General features: G+C 35.2%; 3 protein-coding genes. 1 reads left to right on the top strand and 2 read right to left on the bottom strand.

Annotated features, from left to right (window positions below; all coding sequences use genetic code 11):
- The coding region (locus ACOX6R_RS07420) for a GntR family transcriptional regulator (protein WP_433448815.1) at positions 1-471 on the bottom strand (471 nt) is incomplete at its 3' end.
- A gap of 175 nt (positions 472-646) precedes the next feature.
- Between ACOX6R_RS07420 and ACOX6R_RS07425 the strand changes: the two genes are divergently transcribed.
- Complete coding sequence (locus ACOX6R_RS07425) at positions 647-1,255, top strand: PepSY domain-containing protein (RefSeq protein ID WP_433448817.1); 609 nt, start codon at positions 647-649, stop codon at positions 1,253-1,255.
- A gap of 72 nt (positions 1,256-1,327) precedes the next feature.
- Here the strand turns inward: ACOX6R_RS07425 and secA are convergent.
- Positions 1,328-3,957, bottom strand: a 2,630-nt coding sequence (gene secA / locus ACOX6R_RS07430) for a preprotein translocase subunit SecA (RefSeq protein ID WP_433448819.1), incomplete at its 5' end; no start/stop codon positions are given.

The raw sequence follows: 3,957 nt of genomic DNA on the forward strand, positions 1-3,957 counted from the left end.
GTTGACCATGACCATTACTTCTCTCAAAATTTCATTATTTAGAGAACTAACAAGTGCTATGTTCCACTCAATAATTAAATCTTGAACATCCTTCATGTTGTCGCTATCCATCTCTCTTGCTAGTTTTGCATGCACTTCTTCGAAATGCTTTGTCTTTTCACTAAGCCCTTTTTCTGCCAAAAGACCAACGGCAAGTGGTTCCAATGCCTCTCTTACGATATATAAGTTTTTGGCCTCTTTCATTGAAATTTTTGAAACTAAGTAAGATTTCCTTGGAAAATTTTTTGCCAAGCCATCTTCCTCTAATTTTTTTAGAGCTTCTCTAACTGGTGTACGGCTAACTCCTAGCTCGCGTGCTATGTCCATTTCGATTAATTTGTCACCTGGCAATAGCTTATTCGTTAGAATTTTTTCTTTTAAGTCAAGATAGACTAAATTGCTGAGAGATTTTTCAGTGTTTTTAAGCTCCATAACTCCCTCCTAAAATAATTTTACTAAAATGTTTTCATCACTTAAACGTTTAATTAAATCTCATTAAAATTATTATATCATATCTTTACACAATTCATAGTACTAAATTAAAGTTTATTTTAAACAATCTCGGGTAAAAGTATAAAAGTTAATAATAATTAATTAGGAGGAAAAAATGAACAAGAAAAATATAGCGCTAGCATTAGGCTTAAGTTCAATTTTACTTTTGTCAGCCTGCGGCAAAACTGAAGGTAACGCCAATTCCAGCGCTAACAAAGTAAATAATAATGTAGTGGAAAACACTAATGCCGAAAAAAATGCAACAGTAACTGAAACTGCTGAAAAGGCAAGTGACGCTCCAGTTTTAGAAAAAGAAGTGGCCTTTAATAACTTTACAGAAATGTATAAAGGTGCAAAAATTACTTCTTTCAAACTAACTGAAGAAAAAGGTTCTCCCGCTTATGAAATCGACGGATATGACAGCGAAAATGAAATCGAACTAAAACTTGATGCAAGTGACGGAACAGTTATTAAAGAAGAAAAAGATGCAGTAGAAAAAGACGATGACAACAAAAAAGAAATAACTATCGACATGCTAAATAAAATTGATGGCTTCATCGAAAAGGCAGACAAAGAAGTTAAAGACGGATATGTTCTTAACGAATATAGTCTTGAAACTGACGATGGAAAATTAATTCTTGAACTTGAATACACTGACGGAACTAAAGATGTAAGCTTCGATTATGACTTTGAGTCTGGAGAACTTTTAGAACAAGATATGTAATAAATTACCTGCACCTTGAGTGCAGGTTTTTTCATAAAAAAAGCAGCTCTCGCATTGAGAACTGCTTAATTTTTATTCATATTTTCCGCAGCAGTTTTTATATTTTTTGCCACTGCCACATGGACATGGATCGTTTCTGCCTACTTTTTTCTTTTTCCTTACATATGGTTTTTGTTTTCCATCGTCAGGATTTACTGTGTCAACTTCTTTGGCAACTCTCTTTCTTTGCACTTCAGGGTTAACTACGTGATAAAGCATCTTTACAGTGTCTTCTTGGATTGATGCGTTCATTTCTTCAAACATATCAAATCCTTCTTCTGCATATGCTCTTACTGGGTCAGTTTGACCTACTGCACGAAGTCCAATTCCCTTTCTAAGTTGATCCATTGCATCGATGTGATCCATCCATTTTTGGTCAACATTTTGTAGAAGAGCAACTCTTTCAACTTCTCTGAATTTCTCTTCGCCAAATTCTTCTTCTTTTTCTTTATATTTTTCAGCTGCACGTTCTTTTATAAATTCTTTTACGCTGTCTACATCTGGATTTTCTAAATCTTTTAAGAAGTCTTCGCTAAATCCAAATGTATTTACGCCGAAGTTTTGAATTGATTCAAAGTCAAGATGTTTTTTATTGTCATCATCTAACTTGTTGTAGAAGTCAATAGTGTTTTCGATAAGACTATTTCTCATTGCAACAATATCGTCGTGGATATTTTCGCCTTCAAGAACTTTTCTTCTTTCGCTATAAATAACTTCTCTTTGTTTATTCATAACATCGTCATATTGCAATACATTTTTACGAATACTGAAGTTATTTCCTTCTACTTTTCTTTGAGCAGACTCTATAAGTCTTGTCAAAATTTTGTGTTCTATTGGTTCATCAGCTGGCGCATCGATTTTTTCCATTGTCGCCTTAAATCTATCTCCAGCAAATAGTCTGATTAAATCATCATCAGCTGAAATGTAGAATTTTGAAGAACCTGGGTCTCCTTGACGTCCTGAACGACCACGAAGTTGGTTATCAATTCTTCGTGACTCGTGTCTTTCTGTACCAATAATTCTAAGACCGCCTGCTGCTTTAACTTTTTCAGCTTCTTCGTCAGTTTCTTTTTTAAATTTACTAACTAGTTTTTGGTACTCTTCTCTTGCTTTTAAGATATCTTCGTCATCAGTCTTGAAGTATGAGTCTGCGTATTCAATCATCTCATCTTCCATGCCTTGTTTTTGAAGTTCTCTTTTAGCCAAGAATTCTGGGTTACCACCTAGAACAATATCGGTACCTCTACCAGCCATGTTAGTTGCAATTGTAACTGCACCAAATCTACCAGCTTGAGCTACAATTTCAGACTCTTGTTTGTGCTTTTTCGCGTTTAATACATTGTGCTTTATGCCTGCACGTTTTAAATATTTTGAAAGTTCTTCGGACTTGTCGATTGAAATAGTACCAACTAGAACTGGTTGACCCTTCTTGTTTGCTTCTTCTATTTCTTTTGTAACTGCCTTAAACTTAGAATCTTCATCTCTATAGATGTGGTCATTTTCATCTACTCTTATTACAGGTTTATTAGTTGGAATTTCTACAACGTCGATGTTATAGATATCTCTAAATTCGCCCTCTTCTGTCATTGCAGTACCTGTCATACCTGCAAGCTTTTTATACATTCTAAAGTAGTTTTGGAATGTAATTGTTGCAAGAGTTTTTGATTCTGCACGAACATTTAAGCCTTCTTTAGCTTCAATAGCTTGGTGTAAACCTTCAGAGTATCTTCTACCATACATAAGACGTCCAGTAAATTCGTCAACGATTATAATTTCGCCGTCGTTTACAACATAGTCAACGTCTCTTTTCATATTTCCAGCAGCTTTTAGAGCTTGGTTAATGTGGTGAGATAGTTCCATGTTCTCTGCATCGGCAAGGTTATCTACTCCAAAGTACTTTTCAGCCTTTTCAATACCCTTGTCAGTTAAAGTAGAAGTTTTGTCCTTTTCATTTATAACATAGTCTACAGTTTCTTCTTTGAATTCTCTGTTAAATCTTTCGAAACTTGACTCATCTTCAGTTTTTACTCTGTGTGAAAGTGTATTTACAAAATCACGAGCTCTGACATATAGATCAACTGATTCATCGCCTTGTCCAGAAATAATAAGTGGAGTTCTTGCCTCATCAATTAAGATTGAGTCGACCTCGTCGACGATACAGTAATGAAGGTCCCTTTGTACCATTTCTTCTTTATAAATTACCATATTGTCTCTTAGGTAGTCGAAACCAAACTCGTTATTAGTTCCATAAGTTATGTCACTGTTATAAGCAATTTTTCTCTCTTCAGGATCCATGTCGTGAATAATACATCCAACGCTTAGTCCCAAAAATTCATAAACTTTACCCATCCAGTCTCTGTCACGGCTTGCCAAGTAGTCGTTAACTGTAACAACGTGGCATCCCTTGCCTTCAAGGGCATTTAAGTATGCAGGTAGAGTTGCAACTAAAGTTTTACCTTCACCAGTTTTCATCTCGGCAATTCTGCCTTGGTGAAGAACAATACCACCAATAACTTGCACTCTAAAGTGCTTCATGCCAAGCACACGCCATGCAGCTTCTCTAACAACTGCAAAAGCCTCTGGCAACAAATCATCAGTAGTTTCGCCATTTGCAATTCTATTTTTAAATTCAACTGTTTTATCTTTTAATTCACTATCAGAAA

The organism is Peptoniphilus sp. (assembly GCF_050943655.1).
Classification (GTDB): Bacteria; Bacillota; Clostridia; order Tissierellales; family Peptoniphilaceae; genus Peptoniphilus_A.